Here is a 17,316-nt window from a genome sequence, read left to right on the forward strand (position 1 = left end):
TCTTCGCGTTGTTATATTGTATATTTACAAACTTTACTTCATGTATTAAATTGTTAAAGAGCATCACACCCGAAGGCGAGATATAAAAACTTAAATTAAAATCACATTAAAATGATTTTATTTAAGTTTTCAAGAAAATGAAAACTTATATTTTGCAAGGCAAAATAGAAAGTGGTGGAGCCAGGGAGGATCGAACTCCCGACCTCTTGCGTGCAAGGCAAGCGCTCTCCCAGCTGAGCTATGGCCCCCTAAAAACAGTATTAAAAACACTGTAATTTTGATTTTTTGCAAGGAAAGACTGATTGAGCTTATGCTAATAAGCGATTGAAGGCTTAACGCCGCAAAAAACAAAATTTGGTGGGTCTGGGTGGATTTGAACCACCGACCTCACCCTTATCAGGGGTGCGCTCTAACCAACTGAGCTACAGACCCGAATGGTATTATCTTTCGAGAAAAAATAGATTAGAATACTAAGTGCACTTAGGTTAGCAATAAACATTTTACAACTAACTTAAATATTACAAAGATAAATTTTATATTCATGTTGCTATCCTCCTTTGCGATATACACATTGAAAATTAAACATATTAAATGTACTGCATATTTTAAAAAAATACTAACCTCAGAAGGTATTCCTAACCTAAGTACACTTTTTTATTATATATAAATCTATCAAAATCAAAAGATAAGATATTATTTCATTCTTCTTTATTAATTATCAAACAACTTGTTGTGGACACTCGGACTTTTCTTAAGGAGGTGATCCAACCCCAGCTTCCGCTAGGGTTACCTTGTTACGACTTTACCCCAGTCATGAATCACAAAGTGGTGAGCGCCCAGATAAGCTACCCACTTCTTTTGCAACCCACTCCCATGGTATGACGGGCGGTGTGTACAAGACCCGGGAACGTATTCACCGTAGCGTTCTGATCTACGATTACTAGCGATTCCGACTTCACGGAGTCGAGTTGCAGACTCCGATCCGGACTACGAAAAGGTTTATGAGATTAGCACCACCTCGCGGCTTAGCGACCCTTTGTCCTTCCCATTGTAGCACGTGTGTAGCCCTGGTCGTAAGGGCCATGATGACTTGACGTCGTCCCCGCCTTCCTCCGGTTTATCACCGGCAGTCTCTTTATAGTTCCCACCATGATGTGCTGGCAAATAAAGATAAGGGTTGCGCTCGTTACGGGACTTAACCCAACATCTCACGACACGAGCTGACGACAGCCATGCAGCACCTGTATCACGGTTCCCGAAGGCACCAATCCATCTCTGGAAAGTTCCGTGTATGTCAAGACCAGGTAAGGTTCTTCGCGTTGCATCGAATTAAACCACATGCTCCACCGCTTGTGCGGGTCCCCGTCAATTCCTTTGAGTTTTAACCTTGCGGCCGTACTCCCCAGGCGGATAACTTAACGCGTTAGCTTCGCCACTAAGAGGTAAATCCCCCCCAACGGCTAGTTATCATCGTTTACGGCGTGGACTACCAGGGTATCTAATCCTGTTTGCTACCCACGCTTTCGTACCTCAGTGTCAGTATTAGTCCAGAAAGCTGCCTTCGCCATTGATGTTCCTTCAGATATCTACGCATTTCACCGCTACACCTGAAATTCCACTTTCCTCTCCTATACTCTAGTTTGCCAGTTTCAAATGCAGTTCCTAGGTTGAGCCCAGGGCTTTCACATCTGACTTAACAAACCACCTACGCACGCTTTACGCCCAGTAATTCCGATTAACGCTTGCACCCTCCGTATTACCGCGGCTGCTGGCACGGAGTTAGCCGGTGCTTCTTCTAAAGGTAACGTCAAGGCTAACAGGTATTAACTGCTAGCTTTTCTTCCCAATTGAAAGTGCTTTACAACCCTCAGGCCTTCTTCACACACGCGGTATTGCTGGATCAGGGTTGCCCCCATTGTCCAATATTCCCCACTGCTGCCTCCCGTAGGAGTCTGGACCGTGTCTCAGTTCCAGTGTGGCTGATCATCCTCTCAGACCAGCTAAAGATCGTCGCCTTGGTGAGCTTTTACCTCACCAACAAGCTAATCTTACGCAGGCTCATCTAGTAGCGTGAAGTCCGAAGATCCTCCACTTTAATCCATAGATATTATGCGGTATTAATCCAGATTTCTCTGGGCTATCCCCCACTACTAGGTAGATTCCTACGCGTTACTCACCCGTCCGCCACTCGACGCCTAAGAGCAAGCTCTTATCGTTTCCGTTCGACTTGCATGTGTTAAGCATACCGCCAGCGTTCAATCTGAGCCAGGATCAAACTCTTCAGTTCAATTCTAACTATTTAGAACATTGGCAACACTTATAAATAAGTGCGCTTTGCGTTCAATTTTTTTAAAAGCTTAATTTGCTTTAGTTTTTTTATGTGCACTTGCACAATTAATGTACGAGTGCCCACACAAGTTGTTTGATAGATTTTTAAAGAGCAACTAAGACTTGGAAATAAATTCTTTGTCTCAGTGAAAGGTGGCAATTATACAAGGATAAATTCATCCGTCAAGAACTATTTTACTTTTTTGTGAAAATAATTCCTAAGATTGTGAATTTGGTTGCAACTTTTCTTCTGAAACCTTTTGGTTAAGCCATTCATCAGCGACATCAATATCAATAATGTTGCCTTTTACATCGAGCATTTCAAAGTCGTTGTCATTCCAACCTTTAATACCCAGTTTTAATGAGCGCACATTTTCAAAGCCCATTTGTTGCATGGTTTGGGCTGCTAAGACGCTACGATTGCCTGAACGACAGATAAGAATGATGTTTTGATTTCTAGCTTGTGCAAGTGCTGGGTTGGTATCGTCATAGTTCCAAACGCAAGCACCTTCCAGTGTGCCTCGGGGGATGTGGATGGAATTTGGAATGTGCATCATTTCAAATTCGTCCCGCTCTCTTATGTCTAATAGTATTAAATTTGAATTTAATTTGTCTTCTTCCAAATCCCATGGCATCACTTCGTCCACCGTTTCTAATGCTTTTGCGACTAATTTTTGATAATCGTCCATTATTTACACACTCCTTTTTTGGTTACCATTACAGCGACTTCTACTCTCGATGACAGGCTTAATTTTTTCAAAATTGATTTCATATGCAGTTTTACCGTGCCGTCTGAAATACCCAATTCTTTGGCAGCGACTTTATTACTATGCCCGATAGCAATTTGACAAGCCACTTCTTTTTCACGCTTGGTAAGTGTTTCAAAAGACGGCTCACTGTCGGTTAATTCGTTACGCAATACTTTTGCTAAGACAGGGGTCATATCTTGTGCCACGATAATTGAACCAGTTTGAATTTCAATTAGTGCATTGACCAGTTCATCTGGGTCCATATCTTTTAATAGGTACCCTTGTGCACCGTATTTTAAACAATCGCGTAAATCATTTTCTTCGGTGCTAGTGGTGAGCATTACGATTGGGGTTTCTTCACCTTGGTCTTTGAGTGCTTTTAGAACTTCAATGCCTGACATACTTGGCATCCGCAAATCCAATAAAATGACATCAACCAATAAGTCTGGGATTTCATCAATTCCTTGTTCAGGCGATGAGGCAGATTTAGCACTGATTTTTCTGGATTCTAATAATGACACGAGTCCGTTGCGAAATAGGGCGTGGTCATCAATGATATAAACTTTCATGCATTTTCTCCAAAAGTAACAATAACTCGGGTGCCTTCGTCGGCTTCGGATTCAATCTCAATTTGAGCACCAATGCGTTGAGCGCGTTCTTGCATAATATTCATACCGATATTATTTCCCATTGTTTCGATATCTAACTGCCTTTTTTCAAAGCCCACGCCATCGTCTTCAATCAACAACTGACAATATGGCTCAGCAGAAAATAAAATTCGCACATTCCGTGCTTGAGCGTGTTTACGAATATTGGACAGGGCTTCCTGGGTGATACGCATAATCTGCATTTCCATTTCTGGGGTTAAATTAAACTTACCCTCTACTTGTAAATAAGTGGCAATGCCTTCTTCGGCTTTGAAACGATTGACTAAATTTGCTAATGAGACTTCAATGCCTCGTGGGTCTAATGGCACACGGAAGTTACACATTAATTCTCTAAGCTCTTGATTTGCTTGAGTAATATTTAATTGCAAACTGGTTACTTTTTCATCCGCATTGACTTTATCTCCTTGTTTTAACATATCGCCCAAAACAGTTACTTGCAATTTTAAACTGTAAATAGTTTGTGCCAAAGAGTCGTGAATTTCCTGTGATAAAAACAAACCTTCTTGCGAAAGTTCCATGCGTTTGGTTTCCTCATCAAGTCGTGATTTATCAAGTGCAATGGCGATATTATCAGCAATGGATTCTAATAATGCGCGTTCGTCAAAAGCAAGTGATGGCTCGGTGTCAAAAAATAAGTTGAAGATACCCAAAGTTTTGCCGTGATACTTTAAAGGGATAAAAATCGTGCCGACATTGTCTTTAACTTCGGATTTTTCACCCACACATTTTGCACAGGTATGGATACTAAATTGCACATAAGTGGTTTCTGCCATTGCCACTTCGCCACAAAAACAGTCGCTATTCAAAACATTGGTAACTTGCCCTTGGGTGTCAATTACCCCGCGTTGTGCCACTAAATGTAGTTCGTCATCACCACTTAAACAGCGTGCTACGCCCGAAGAAGCGAGTGTCATTTTCATAAAAATATCTAAAAAATATTCAAATAATTCGGTGCTGGAATGCATGGAATTGAGCTTAGATGAGACACTGTAAAGGGTTTCTAACGAGGCAGATTTTTTACTCAAACGCTGAACTTGTTTGTGCAAGATATCTTCCATATCGTCATACAAGTATTGATTTTCGTCAATTAAATGGTTGATTGCGGTGGCTACAGGTTGAAAGGTAGTTTTTTCCTTGTCGCTAAGACGCGCACTTTGATCGATATTGTAGTCATTCACCCATTGTTGCAAATCATTAAATGGAGATAAAAAATCTTTGCGAATTGCAATATATAAACCTAAATAAACTAACAATATCAAGATAACAAATACTGCCCCTATCATATTAGGAGACTGATAGACTGATACTAATTCACGGAATAAAAACGGCGATAAAATAATCGTTGTTAATAAATAAAGATAAAATTTAGTTTTAATACCCATCACTTACCAATACAAAAAGAAGAAAAAATCTCACCCAGCAAATCGTCAGAGGAAAACTCGCCCGTGACACTACCTAAATCTTGTGCAGCTTGGCGTAAATCTTCGGCAATTAACTCGCTGGCACTATTATCCAGTTGTATCAACGCACTATGCACGGACTCGAATGCTGCCTCCAAGGCAATAATATGTCGTTTGCGTGCCAACAAAATCCCTTCGCCTGTATCGTTTAAACCCGCAATCTCTGAAAGTTTTTGTTTTAATAAATCAATCCCTTTTGATTTCTTGGCACAAAGAGACAACTGTGTTTGGTGGTCTAAATACGACACACCCACAGCATCATCAGTTAAATCCACCTTATTTTTAATCAACAATATCGGCTTACCCTCAAGCCCACTCGGTAAAATTGACAAATCTGGCGCCTCATCTTGTGCATCAAACACCAACAACACCACATCAGCCCGTTCGATTTCCAAATACGCTCTTTTAATGCCTTCCTGCTCTACCTTATCCTTACTTATATGTAAACCTGCCGTATCAATAATATTCAGTGGCATACCCTTTATATGTATCGTCTCTTTTAACACATCCCGTGTCGTCCCCGCAATATCCGTTACAATCGCACTGGGAACCTGCGTTAACGCGTTCAACAAAGAAGATTTTCCCGCATTTGGTTTGCCGGCAATCGCAACATTCAACCCCTCTCTTAAAATCGCACCTTGTTCAGCAGCACTTAAAATCATTTGAATGTCCTTTCCAATCTTTTCAATCTTCTTCTTAACCTCCCCTGAGGCTAAAAAATCAATCTCCTCATCAGAAAAATCAATCGTCGCCTCAACAAAAACCCGCAGTTCAATCAATGCCTGCGTTAAGGCATTCACCTGATCAGAAAACTCACCCGATAAAGACCTAAGTGCACAACGAGCCGATTGCTGCGAACTGGCATCAATAATGTCTGCCACCGCCTCCGCCTGCACCAAATCCATTTTTCCATTCAGAAAAGCCCGCTTAGAAAACTCCCCTGGTTCAGCCGCCACTGCCCCCAATGACATCGCAGCCTCTAACAACAAACGCATCACTACAATACCACCATGGCCTTGTAATTCTAAAACATCTTCACCCGTAAACGAATGTGGTGCTGGAAAAAACAACGCCACGCCTTTATCAATTTCACTGCCATCCTGGCTAAAAAACGAACCATAATGTGCATAACGCGCTTTGGGGATATGCCCAAGCATACACTTAGCAATCTCAACCACACCTGCACCAGAAACCCGCACAATACCGATACCGCCTTGTCCTAAAGCACTTGCTAATGCACAAATTGTAGTTGACTTATTCATCAAAAAACCTGATAGTTTTATTAACCTGTATTTTATCAGCGAAAGGCTCACTCTGCTTCGTCATAAAAACGAACCAGCCTCCTGCTTAATGATTATTTTAGAGGACTTGCCTCTAAAATAATCATTAAAGAACCCAGCAATTAAGTTGGTTTTTTTTATGACAAGGTTCGACCTTGTCAGGGATTGATATTGATGTCACCTTATGAGACCTTTGCATAAATAGGGATGATTAGCAAAATGACAGATTTTATTAAATTGGAAATTTTTTAAATCCACTCCTAGCAGGGCTAAGGGTGTTTTTAAAAAGTTTGTAATTTGATGAAAGATGGCGTTTTGATGATTATTCATATTTATGCAAAGGTCTCCTTATAACAAAAACTATAAGGAAACCTAGCTGAAATAAGTGAGCAGATGCCCGAAACAAGAAGTACAATCGCTTAAAAAAAACAACTTTGGCGTTCGCGAAAGAATAATGAAATCTTAAAAAATACCCAAAAGGATCACTAGAAAAAAAGCCTCGTTTACAGCGAACAATCAAAATACACTATTGATTGGAGAGCGTAAATTAAACTGTGTAAATCCTTAAAAAGCTTTTGATCCTATAAAATCAAAAGCATTAAAAATACAAGGAGAAACACAAATGAGTTTAATCAACCACAACGAACTAAAAAGACAAATCCAAACAGGGGAATTTACCTCCCTTGATAACATCGCAGATGAATTTAAAAACATAATGCGAGAGGTTATTCAAACTGCTAGCGAAGAAGAACTATCAAGCCATCTTGGCTATCAAAAAAATCAGTTATCACTAAAAGATAACGACGGTCGTAATTATCGCAATGGGCATAACAAAAAGACTTTAAAATCCAAGTATGGCAATATAGATGTCGCCATCCCCAGAGATAGGCAAGCCAGTTTTGAGCCACAACTAGTCAAAAAGCGTGAAGTCATTTTAGACGGCAGTGAGGATTTAATCTTGTCTCTTTATACCAAAGGCATGAGCGTTAGAGACATTCAAAATCATCTTGATGATTTGTATGGTTATGAGCTATCTACCACCACCATATCCAACATTACCGAGAAGATTATGGCTAAGGTAGATGAGTGGCAGCATCGTCCTTTAGAGGCGATTTATCCCATCATATTTATGGATGCTACCGTACTTAAAATCAAGATTGATTCTGTGGTTAAAAACATTGCTGTGTATATTATGCTGGGTGTAAGTCTTGAAGGTAAAAAAGAGATTATTGGATTTTGGATAGGTGAAAACGAAACATCTAAGTACTGGCTCACAGTGTTAAACGATATTAAAAAGCGTGGTATTAACGATGTTTTAATCTTTGCTATTGATGGATTAAATGGCTTTAATAAAGCAATAGAGGCTGTTTACCCAAAAGCTGAGGTTCGGCGCTGCATTGTTCACCAAATCCGCTCATCGCTAAGATTTGTGTCTTGGAAAGACACAAAGGCAGTTGCTAAAGATTTAAAAGCTGTTTACACGGCTTTAAACGAAGGGCAGGCATTATTATCACTAGATGAATTTAAACATATTTGGGATAAAAAATACCCTAATATTGCCAAATCATGGCATAACCATTGGAGTGAGCTATCAACATTCTTTAAGTATCCGCAAAGCGTTAGAACATTGATATACACAACTAACCCAATAGAATCATTAAATGCTATTATCAAGAAGAAAACCAAATCTAAGGGCTCATTCCCAACACAAGGATCAGTGCTTAAAATGGTATACTTGGCAACACAACAAATACAGGAAAAATGGCAAAGAACTAGAGTTAGAAACTGGGGTGAGATTTACCCTCAATTATGTATATTTTTTGATGAGATTATGGAAAAATACGAGAAATAGTTAAGAGTGAAAAGGCGGATTTACACAGTTTAATTTACGCTCTCGCCAATTCTAAAACTTCCTTATAACAGTTATTACTATCGGATCAAAGATAAATCAGCCAATGATAATACCAATACTATGATTAAATTCATCAAATAAACTGCCATTGAAGTTAGGCATACTTATGGCAAACACAGGATGTAAGTGTCTTTAAATAATCAATCAATACTCATTGAGTGGGTGATATTACCTATATTAAGACCTATCAAGGCTGTGTGTTATTTAGCCAGTGTTCTAGATTTAGGACTAAGGTAGTTTTTGAGCTGGGCATTGTCAAAACAGCCTAATGCTCAATTATTTAAAGATGTATTGCAAAGTACTATATCAAAACATCAATAAACTTATGTGCAATACTGTACAAACATATTACCTAGAGTAGGTGGCAATTGTTGGAACAATGCCCCGAGCACAGTGATGGAACGACTCTTTAAAAGTTTAAAAACTGAGAGATGAAACTACCAAAGCTTCACTAATCATAACGAAGTAGTAGAAAATATAGAGAGTTATATTTATTTTTATAATTACAAAAGGAGTCATTCAGCAATTGGGTATATTACACCTGTTCAGAAGATGGCTGAATTGAAAAAAGTAGCTTGAAATGTGTTTAAGTAAATTAGACTGTTACGAATTCGTCCATATAGTCAATTACATCAAAGGTGAATGTAAACATTAGGTGTGCTTTAGTGAAATAATGGGGGCTATTATCCACAAGTTTGGGAGATTGATTCATACAAAGGTTTTTCATTGAGACTTTTGTATAATTATTCTTTATTAATTTCTACATTCAAACCCTTGGTGTTTTTTGATAAAGAAAAGTCAGCTTGTGCTTTCATAATGGAATCTACGCATTCATCAAGGTCGGTGTACTCGTCTGTGCCAGTATCAAAGCGTTTGTCACGCATAAAGTAGAACATATTTTTATAAATGCTGTCTGCCATTTTAATGACAATAAAGGTGTAGTATCCATCTTCCCAAACGGCTGAAGGTTTTTCTACATCGCCAACTTCAATGTCGCCCATGTGTAAGCCGTGGTCTTTTTTTGTCCAACGGGCATCTATATGTTTTTTAATAATTCCGGTTTCGGATTGGGTAAAGTCTATTGCCATAATAATATCAGTTTTATAAAAGTTAGAGGTTAGTGAATTTTGCGTGCATTTGGCATTTTAAGTTCTGGTGGTTCGGCATCGATAGGACCGCCTGCTGCTGCCTCTTCATCAGTTGGTTCACGCACTGTCAATACTGTTAGGATAAAAATAACTTCTCTGCCACAGAGTGGGTTGTTACCATCTATGGTTATTGATTTTTCATCGACACGGGTAACAATAAAATCTTTGGGCTCTCCATTTTCATTTTCCATAGTAACTGTGTTGCCGACTTTGTGGAATTCTTTTGGTACATTTTCGAGGTGGTCGGTAAATACTAATGACTCATCTCTTGGTCCATAAATTAGGTCGCAGTTAATGGGTAACTCAATCACATCGCCTTTTTCTTGCCCTACTAGTTCTGCTGTTACTTCAGGTGATAAAATTTCGCTGATGCCGTGTATATAGCCGAGTGGAAATTCAACTGCAGATAAAATATCTTTGGTTTTTTTGTCTATCACTTTGTAATTTAATTCAACAAATTTTCCGTCTTCAATAATCATTATTCTAGCCTTTAAAAAATAGTTGCACCGAAAATTTTAATCTCGCCCTCTTCATTATAGCCCAATACTAAACGCCCAAGATATTCGTCTCCCACTCTGTTTTTGTTGGTTTGTTTGTAAAGCACAGTTACATGTTCACCACGACGAATTAGCCCTAGATACTCAGGGTCTTTTTCTAACCCTTTAGTCAATTTACTGCGGGCAAATTGTTTACCCATTTCAATTTCATTTGCACCACGAAGCATATCTTCAGAAAAATTTCTGGTAAATGCACCGTAATTTTTATTGTTAGAATATTTCACTAAGTCATTCCAAAATGGATTGGCAATCGCTAAAATTTCCTCATCTGTTTTTTCAATAATATTCATAATTTTTTATTTTATTTAAGACTCATATAGACACTGAATATTATCCAATGCCTATAAAGGTCTGCTTAAAATAAAAAACCAACATAAAATGTTGGTTTTTTATTGTTTCCAACAAAGACTTGTTACTAAATCTTTGTTAAGCGAGATTTCTACTTCTCAGCGTCACCCACTAAGTGGTACAAAGGTTGTTTCTCCATCTTGTATTCACCAGTAGTACGATCGCGTTGTGAGGTAGTTAAAACATGCCAATTTTCATCGTCAAGTTTCATTTTATCGCCACGGTAGTAGTAACCAGGCCAGCGAGTTTCCTCACGGAACAAGGTGTGTTGGACCACACACTCAGAAGTACGATGACGGTGTTTAAGTTCCCATGCACGCAACAATTGGTGAATGTCTTCTGCACCCACTTTCTCCAAATCTTCTTCTAGGATTTTCAATTTATGAAGTCCCATATTTAGAAGTTTGTCGTTAGTCATATACTGAACCGTTACACCGCCTGCATACTCATCCATCAACTTCTGTAAACGCTGTAGACCAGGGAATGGCAAGATGTAGCTTGGCGATACAGTGCCACCAACGATTTCGTTGCGACCTACTGTGTAAGTCTCTAAAGGTTTGAAGATTTGCGCTTTACGCTCATCAATTTGCTTTTGTGAAACATTGATACCTTCTGCTTTACCGTCATCAATATATTTACAAGCAGCTTTAGCAGACAAACGACCTTCCGTAAATGAACCTGAAGAGAATGCGTGTGGTGTTCCACCAACAGAGTCGCCTGCACCGAATAAACCATTAACCGTCGTCATACGATTGTAACCCCAAAAATACTCAGGAATATTACCTGAAATATCTTCAGGACCTGAACACCATGCACCACAACCTGTGGCGTGTGAACCCATTACATACGGCTCAGAAGTTGTTAACTCAGGGTTGATGTATTTAGGATCAATGTCTGTTGCAGCCCACAATACCGCTTGACCAACCGTCATACCTAGGAAGTTTTCCCACCCTACTTCTTCTAAATGTGGGTCTTGGAATGCTTCAACTGTTACCATGTGAATTGGACCACGACCAGCTGCTACTTCAGAAATGAATGCGTGGTTACGCAAACAAGTTGGAATAGGCTTGTGTGAGAAATGTTGGTTTTCAGTATCAAGATATGCCTTGCCTACTCTTTCTGCTAATTCTGGGAACCACTTAGACTCATACTCGTCGCCATAAGCATTTTGAGTATAAGTTTTAAGGTGCAAGAAGTAAGCGCCAACAGGGCCATAACCGTCTTTGAATCGAGCCAAAACGATACGATTTTCCATTTGTGTCATTTTTGCACCCGCTTCAATTAATAAACCGTATGCAGAACCTGATGACCATGGAGCGTACCAAACACGGCCTGCACCTTCACCCACTGAACGCGGCTTAAAGATATTAGAAGCACCGCCGGCACCAACAATAACTGTCTTAGATTTGAATACATGGTAGTTACCTGTGCGCACATTAAAACCAACAGCACCTGCAACACGGTTATCTTGTGCATCATCCATCAATAAATGCGTTACCATAATACGGTTAAAAGTCTTATCGGCATTCACTTTAGCAGCTTCAGCAACGATAGGCTTATAAGATTCACCATGAATCATAATCTGCCAACGACCTTCACGCATATAAGCACCTTTACCTAAATCATCTGCAGGCAAGTCTGCTCTTTTAGGGTCTTTCATTAATGGTAAACCCCATTCTTCAAATTTGTGAACTGCTGAGTCAACATGGCGAGCCATATCAAAAGCTAAGTCTTCACGAACCATACCCATTAAGTCCATTCGTGCATAACGCACATGGTCTTCAGGGTTATTTTCACCCCAACGAGTACCCATATAACAGTTAATCGCATATAGACCTTGAGCAACCGCACCAGAACGGTCAATGTTTGCTTTCTCAGCAATAATCACCTTCTTGTCGCGACCCCAATGTCTTGCTTCATAAGCAGCACCTGTGCCACCTAAACCTGCACCAACCACTAAAATGTCAATGTTGTCTTCAATAATAGTTTTCATTAGTAATATACTCCTTCAACAAGTTTTAAACCGTTAGACTCTAACGTATGTAAACCACCATCGTCTAAACGAATTGACTCAGGTTCAAATGCCAATAACTCAGAATTACGCGCTTCGGCCGTAGGCTCAGCTTCGTTTCTAAAGTCAGGGATTGTAGAACCCCATGGCTTAGTAGTGATAGGTGACAAGAAATTCTTCTCACGACCATCTCTAAATTTAATTTTCCATGCAATCGTGCCTTTTTCTTCATCACGAATTACACGAACACTGTGACCTAGCGGCGCAAAGTCTGCGTAGCCACGAACATCAATGGCTTGATGTGGGCATGCTTTGACACATGAGTAGCATTCCCAGCACATGTTAGGTTCAATGTTAAGTGCACGACGATATTTCTTATCGATGTGCATAATGTCAGATGGGCAGATATCTACACAATGTCCACAACCATCACAACGGGTCATATATACAAAAGTTGGCATATTATTCTCCTTAGTTTAATTAATAAATAAATTTTAGTAGTGCTGTGGCTTTTCACGCTTGATGCCAAGACCCATATCCATAGGTGCATCTACTAACAATTCCATAGAGTGGCGTTGCTGTTGCTCAGACTCATCTCTAGTAATTGTTGGTAAGTTTTCAGCAGAACCATCCGCTTTGGTGATTCGTTTATCGTATGCAGCAAATGGCTTAAAGAACATATGTGAAAACTTAGACCAGTAAACACCGCCAAACAATGAAGCAGTAGCAAGAATGACGAAACCAAATTCCCAGCCTTTTACATTAGCGCCGTTACCCGTATTAAAAGACCAAATTAACGCAGCAACAGAAGTTGCCATTAATGACAAACTGAACGCATCTCTTTTAAGGTCAATACTAAAAGGTGAATTACCTTCGGCAACCACATCTACTTTAAAGGCAAACCAAAACCAAAAACTACCTACGAGTAACATAATCGCACCAATGTGCCATATTTGCGTCCAAGTTGCGTCAGCACCATTTGCAGTAAATATCATTACTGCCGTTGCTGCATTAAACAAAATGAAACCGTACATAGTCAACAAGTGAACCAAACGACGCACTGGGTTATGGAACTCACCCGCTGATAAAACATCTGTTGCGATTGTTGCCGCTGCAATACCGACTTTATCGCCTGCACTCAACTGCGTTGTTGCATTTGCTTTGGCTTTCTTTGCGTTAGCAAAGAAATACTTAGCACTTTGCTTGTGCAACATATCCATTACTGTCATTACGACAACAAGTGCAACCATTATTATTACATAAGTTTGCATTGTCTCGTATGAGATGCCCGCTTCTGCAAGCAAGGCTATTGGTGTGTTAGTGATCATGGTTTTATTCCTCCTTTAGGTAGTTAATCACATCAAAAAAATCATCAAGTTTTAAAATTAGAAATTTTAAAACTCAGCAATTATATACTATTAGTCCTTTGTTTTAAATAAATTTTACTTTACTTAGCTGAGTGACCACTCAACTTAATTTCTACTTTGTCTTCATCTTTAATACCTGCGTAGTATGCTTGTAACACCTTAGCAACTTCAGGGCGTGAGAATTCTTCTGGTAAATCTTCACCGTCTGAAAGCATCTTACGGACTTTAGTTCCTGACAATAAAACACGATCCTTGGCTTCATGCGGGCAAGTTTTCATCGAAGACATACCACCACATTCGTGACACCAGAAAGTCCAATCAATTTTAAGTGGCTGTGTTATTAGTGCATTATCTGCAATTTCATCAAAAATATTATGTGCATCGAATGGCCCATAATAATCATCAACACCTGCATGGTCACGACCAACAATTAAGTGTGAACAACCATAATTTTGCCTAAATAATGCATGTAATAATGCTTCGCGAGGACCTGCGTAACGCATATCTAATGGATAACCCGACTGTAAGATTGTGTTATCAACAAAATAGTTTTCAATTAAGACTGAAATTGCTTCTGAACGCACATCGGCAGGAATATCACCCGCTTTAAGCCCGCCTAAAACTGAATGAATCATTACACCATCACAAATTTCTACTGCGATTTTCGCCAAATATTCGTGTGAACGGTGCATTGGATTACGCGTTTGAAAGGCAGCAACTGTCTTCCACCCTTTGTCATCAAAATAAGCACGCGTCTCAGCAGGTGTCATATATAAATCGCCGAACTTTGCAGGAAAGCCACCGTCAGATAATACTTTGATAGGACCTGCAAGATTATATTTACCTTGTGCCTGAACCATTACTACACCTGGGTGTGCATCTTCGGTAGTTTTAAAAACAGTTTCACATTCGTGGTCCTTGTCAATGGTATATTTCTCAGTAACAGTCATCGTTGCTAAAACTTCACCAGATTTACTACTTGCAATTGCAATTTCATCTCCTGCTTTAACGGCTTCATTGTCAGTTGAAAGTGTTACAGGAATTGGCCAAAACAACCCATTGGTCATTGTCATATTATCACAAACACCTTTCCAATCTGCTTCGCCCATAAAACCATCTAATGGATTAAACCCGCCAATACCCAACATAACGATATCGCCTTCCTCTCTAGAAGAACATGTAATTTTTATTAATGATTTTGCTCTCGCTAACTCTGCTGTTAAAGCATCGCCTGATAGTGCTAGCGCCTTGATTGTATCGCTACCATGTGGTGGGACTAATTTTGACATACCTCATCCTCTATTTAATTTAAAGAGGGAAATTATACCGAATAGTGGTTTTTTGATGGCAATATTTTACAGTTTAATTTTAAACTTAACCCGTTGAGTGCCGTCCTTAGATTTCGTGGCAATAATTTTGTCTTTGTTGATATCGTAATTCAAAACACCGCCACTAAAGGAATCAAAGCCTTGAATCAGGTGTGCACCTCCTTTAAGTCGCACCAATTTCTTATCAATAAAATAGATAATCTTCTGTGCTTTCGCCTCAATAAATCGCGGTTGATTGGGCTGATTTTGCTTGTAATGAGCGGGATTTTTTTTAGTGCCGATGGCAATTACTTTGGTAATAGCCTGATTTCTGCTAAAAATTTGTATTGTCTCAGCGTTGATAGTCAGATCTCCCTGCACAATTTGTGCATCGCCCATATAAATACTTAGCCCCAAACGCTCATCAACCACTACTGTATAGGCTTTAACATCGACTGGGATTTTATCATCAAGCAATGCTTGTGCCGAAAAAGGCAACAACAATAAAAGGTAAATAATCTTATTCATAACGACCAACAACGCCCCCTGTCAATCTCACCTTTTGGTCTTTAGCATCATAACGCATGCCTTTTTTTGCACGAATATCTGAAATTTTTGATTGATAATGCACTTTTTCTGTGGTTCTGTAAATATCATGCTCTTTTGATTGGTCAATGGTGAGTGCTTTAGTATCAATTTTGGTGCCTGATTTTTGTAAGATTTTAACTTTACCAAGCAGGGTAGCAATACCTTTATTCATATCCATATCCAAGCCTTGAGAGTCAATTTTATTACCCGATGCTAAATAAGTAGTCTTGTGTTTAGAGTAATAACGCTTCTTTGATTTGGCCTGGTCAATGAACAAATTACGGGTTAATATTTTTTGTCCGCTGTCTTGATTAATGATGGTTTTACCGATTAAGCGCATTTTATCATCTATGGCTTTCATCCGCATACCTTGGGCGATAACTTGTGCGGTTTTGTCTAAATAAACAATTTGTTTGTCGCTCATTAAATCATTGGTCTTGGTATTAATTGACAGTTCTTTGGCGTTGATTTGGTAATTAATGCCGGATTTGGAATTGATATCAACTTTACCGTTAAATTTAATCTTTCCATCATCTAAATAATTAGCTCGTTTTGAAGTTAGGGTGTAGATTTCTTCTCCTTTGGCATTATAGGTAATTACTTTTGGGTCTAATAGTAAAGCAGGCTCGTCTTTAAAATTATAATATTTATCAGCTTCCACAAAATGGACTAATTGTTGCTTTTCATTAAAACTTTGCAATACAAATTGGTTGATTTTTTCAATGTAATTGGTAATTTCGTCCGGATCGGCCACTTTTTGTTCGTCCGAAGTAAATATTGAAAAAACCAATGATATAAAAAGCCATATAATGCCGATAAGCACTATAATAACGCCCGTGAATAACAAATTTCTTCTTAAATGAAAACTAATTTTTTGCATAATATAAGTGGTATTTACGCTATCACGCCAAGCCGTGCCTTAAACCTTGACGCTATTGAAAAAGTGATTGTTCAACATCACATCAGTATTTTACAATATCGACATAAAACGGTGGATACAAAAACGCAATTCAATGAAACGACACAACTACAGCAGTTGTGTGCAAAACATCATACTTTATTTATTCTCAATGATGACATTAACCTTGTGCAAAAAATAGCCGCTGATGGTGTGCATCTTGGCAAAAATGATGTATCAACTCAACAAGCGCGTGCACAACTCGGTGCGGACGCTGTCATTGGAGTATCGTGCTATAACGATATTTCTTTGGCGCAAATGGCACAACAACAAGGAGCGGATTATGTGGCATTTGGTGCTTTATTTTCATCATTAACCAAACCTAATGCACCAAAATGTGGCTTAGACATTATCAGACAAGCGAAAAAAATCCTGACTATTCCAATTGTCGGCATTGGTGGCATTGATTTTAATAATCAACAATCTGCTTTAGATGCAGGCTGTAATAGCGTGGCAATGATTAATGCTTTATGGAATTAAGAGACCTTTGCATAAATAGGGATGATTAGCAAAATGACAGATTTTATTAAATTGGAAATTTTTTAAATCCACTCCTGGCAGGGCTAAGGGTGTTTTTAAAAAGTTTGTAATTTGATGAAAGATGGCGTTTTGATGATTATTCATATTTATGCAAA

General features: G+C 39.0%; 18 protein-coding genes, 2 tRNA genes and 1 rRNA gene. 3 read left to right on the forward strand and 18 right to left on the reverse strand.

The features are described from left to right. Positions 1–172 precede the first annotated feature (172 nt). From AB8525_RS05045 to AB8525_RS05080, 8 genes are all read right to left on the reverse strand, one after another. A tRNA-Ala gene (locus AB8525_RS05045) sits at positions 173–248 on the reverse strand. Positions 249–355: 107 nt separating this feature from the next. Continuing rightward, a tRNA-Ile gene (locus AB8525_RS05050) sits at positions 356–432 on the reverse strand. A gap of 320 nt (positions 433–752) precedes the next feature. Continuing rightward, positions 753–2,287 (reverse strand): 16S ribosomal RNA (locus tag AB8525_RS05055). Between the two features lie 259 nt (positions 2,288–2,546). Continuing rightward, positions 2,547–3,017 carry a rhodanese-like domain-containing protein gene (locus AB8525_RS05060; RefSeq protein WP_369153006.1) on the reverse strand — a complete coding sequence of 157 codons (471 nt, stop codon included), beginning with the start codon at positions 3,015–3,017 and terminating at the stop codon, positions 2,547–2,549. Continuing rightward, on the reverse strand, positions 3,017–3,646 hold the full coding sequence (locus AB8525_RS05065) for a response regulator (protein ID WP_369153007.1): 630 nt from the start codon (positions 3,644–3,646) through the stop codon (positions 3,017–3,019). Before AB8525_RS05065 ends, AB8525_RS05060 begins: the two co-directional genes overlap by 1 nt. Next, a complete protein-coding gene (locus tag AB8525_RS05070; RefSeq protein WP_369178974.1) occupies positions 3,643–5,127 on the reverse strand; it encodes a GAF domain-containing sensor histidine kinase in 1,485 nt (494 codons plus the stop codon). Before AB8525_RS05070 ends, AB8525_RS05065 begins: the two co-directional genes overlap by 4 nt. Continuing rightward, the gene (gene mnmE / locus AB8525_RS05075; protein WP_369153010.1) at positions 5,127–6,467 is read right to left on the reverse strand and encodes a tRNA uridine-5-carboxymethylaminomethyl(34) synthesis GTPase MnmE; all 1,341 of its coding nucleotides are present in this window, start codon (positions 6,465–6,467) and stop codon (positions 5,127–5,129) included. Before mnmE ends, AB8525_RS05070 begins: the two co-directional genes overlap by 1 nt. Positions 6,468–6,662: 195 nt before the next feature. Continuing rightward, a complete protein-coding gene (locus AB8525_RS05080; RefSeq protein ID WP_369153012.1) occupies positions 6,663–6,815 on the reverse strand; it encodes a hypothetical protein in 153 nt (50 codons plus the stop codon). Positions 6,816–7,107: 292 nt separating this feature from the next. Between AB8525_RS05080 and AB8525_RS05085 the strand changes: the two genes are divergently transcribed. Continuing rightward, positions 7,108–8,337, forward strand: coding sequence for an IS256 family transposase (locus AB8525_RS05085; protein WP_369178976.1), 1,230 nt, complete (start codon positions 7,108–7,110; stop codon positions 8,335–8,337). A 549-nt stretch (positions 8,338–8,886) separates the two neighbouring features. Beyond that, complete coding sequence (locus AB8525_RS05090; protein WP_369179021.1) at positions 8,887–8,976, forward strand: hypothetical protein; 90 nt, start codon at positions 8,887–8,889, stop codon at positions 8,974–8,976. A gap of 164 nt (positions 8,977–9,140) precedes the next feature. Here AB8525_RS05090 and AB8525_RS05095 read toward each other — a convergent pair whose 3' ends face one another. From AB8525_RS05095 to lptC, 9 genes are all read right to left on the reverse strand, one after another. Then, positions 9,141–9,398, reverse strand: coding sequence for a hypothetical protein (locus tag AB8525_RS05095; RefSeq protein WP_369178978.1), 258 nt, complete (start codon positions 9,396–9,398; stop codon positions 9,141–9,143). Positions 9,399–9,514: 116 nt separating this feature from the next. Further along, positions 9,515–10,024 carry a peptidylprolyl isomerase gene (locus AB8525_RS05100; protein ID WP_369178980.1) on the reverse strand — a complete coding sequence of 170 codons (510 nt, stop codon included), beginning with the start codon at positions 10,022–10,024 and terminating at the stop codon, positions 9,515–9,517. Positions 10,025–10,035: 11 nt separating this feature from the next. Further along, on the reverse strand, positions 10,036–10,392 hold the full coding sequence (locus AB8525_RS05105; RefSeq protein ID WP_369153019.1) for a hypothetical protein: 357 nt from the start codon (positions 10,390–10,392) through the stop codon (positions 10,036–10,038). Between the two features lie 149 nt (positions 10,393–10,541). After that, a complete protein-coding gene (gene aprA, locus AB8525_RS05110) occupies positions 10,542–12,443 on the reverse strand; it encodes an adenylyl-sulfate reductase subunit alpha (RefSeq protein ID WP_369153020.1) in 1,902 nt (633 codons plus the stop codon). Beyond that, positions 12,443–12,922, reverse strand: coding sequence for an adenylyl-sulfate reductase subunit beta (gene aprB / locus AB8525_RS05115; RefSeq protein ID WP_369153021.1), 480 nt, complete (start codon positions 12,920–12,922; stop codon positions 12,443–12,445). The genes aprA and aprB overlap by 1 nt, the downstream gene beginning before the upstream one ends. Before the next feature lie 33 nt (positions 12,923–12,955). Next, complete coding sequence (locus AB8525_RS05120; protein ID WP_369153075.1) at positions 12,956–13,732, reverse strand: adenylyl-sulfate reductase; 777 nt, start codon at positions 13,730–13,732, stop codon at positions 12,956–12,958. Positions 13,733–13,908: 176 nt separating this feature from the next. Beyond that, positions 13,909–15,117, reverse strand: a complete 1,209-nt coding sequence (sat, locus tag AB8525_RS05125; protein ID WP_369178982.1) for a sulfate adenylyltransferase — start codon at positions 15,115–15,117, stop codon at positions 13,909–13,911. A 66-nt stretch (positions 15,118–15,183) separates the two neighbouring features. Beyond that, the gene (lptA, locus tag AB8525_RS05130) at positions 15,184–15,663 is read right to left on the reverse strand and encodes a lipopolysaccharide transport periplasmic protein LptA (protein ID WP_369178984.1); all 480 of its coding nucleotides are present in this window, start codon (positions 15,661–15,663) and stop codon (positions 15,184–15,186) included. Continuing rightward, a complete protein-coding gene (gene lptC / locus AB8525_RS05135) occupies positions 15,656–16,603 on the reverse strand; it encodes an LPS export ABC transporter periplasmic protein LptC (RefSeq protein WP_369178986.1) in 948 nt (315 codons plus the stop codon). Before lptC ends, lptA begins: the two co-directional genes overlap by 8 nt. Here lptC and thiE point away from each other — a divergent pair. Next, positions 16,583–17,161, forward strand: coding sequence for a thiamine phosphate synthase (gene thiE, locus AB8525_RS05140; RefSeq protein ID WP_369153025.1), 579 nt, complete (start codon positions 16,583–16,585; stop codon positions 17,159–17,161). The two genes, lptC and thiE, sit on opposite strands and share 21 nt — an antisense overlap. Here thiE and AB8525_RS05145 read toward each other — a convergent pair. Further along, the gene (locus AB8525_RS05145; RefSeq protein WP_369178988.1) at positions 17,150–17,305 is read right to left on the reverse strand and encodes a hypothetical protein; all 156 of its coding nucleotides are present in this window, start codon (positions 17,303–17,305) and stop codon (positions 17,150–17,152) included. The two genes, thiE and AB8525_RS05145, sit on opposite strands and share 12 nt — an antisense overlap. Positions 17,306–17,316 lie beyond the last annotated feature (11 nt).

Source organism: Candidatus Thiodubiliella endoseptemdiera (genome assembly GCF_964212635.1).
Taxonomy (GTDB): domain Bacteria; phylum Pseudomonadota; class Gammaproteobacteria; order PS1; family Pseudothioglobaceae; genus Thiodubiliella; species Thiodubiliella endoseptemdiera.